Here is a 517-nt window from a genome sequence, read left to right on the forward strand (position 1 = left end):
AGTAGCACGCTCAAGACCCGAAGCGGAGTGATCTAGCCATGGGCAGGTTGAAGCGGAGGTAAGACTTCGTGGAGGACCGAACCCACCAGGGTTGAAAACCTGGGGGATGACCTGTGGTTAGGGGTGAAAGGCCAATCAAACTCCGTGATAGCTGGTTCTCCCCGAAATGCATTTAGGTGCAGCGTCGCGTGTTTCTTGCCGGAGGTAGAGCACTGGATAGGCGATGGGCCCTACCGGGTTACTGACCTTAGCCAAACTCCGAATGCCGGTAAGTGAGAGCGCGGCAGTGAGACTGTGGGGGATAAGCTCCATGGTCGAGAGGGAAACAGCCCAGAGCATCGACTAAGGCCCCTAAGCGTACGCTAAGTGGGAAAGGATGTGGAGTCGCAGAGACAACCAGGAGGTTGGCTTAGAAGCAGCCACCCTTGAAAGAGTGCGTAATAGCTCACTGGTCAAGTGATTCCGCGCCGACAATGTAGCGGGGCTCAAGCGTACCGCCGAAGTCGTGTCATTGCAG

General features: G+C 56.3%; 1 rRNA gene. It reads left to right on the forward strand.

The window, feature by feature from the left end:
* Nucleotides 1-517, forward strand: a 23S ribosomal RNA gene (locus IE287_RS38165); the annotation flags it as partial.

The sequence above is a fragment of the Streptomyces omiyaensis genome, from assembly GCF_014650895.1.
GTDB lineage: Bacteria > Actinomycetota > Actinomycetes > Streptomycetales > Streptomycetaceae > Streptomyces > Streptomyces omiyaensis.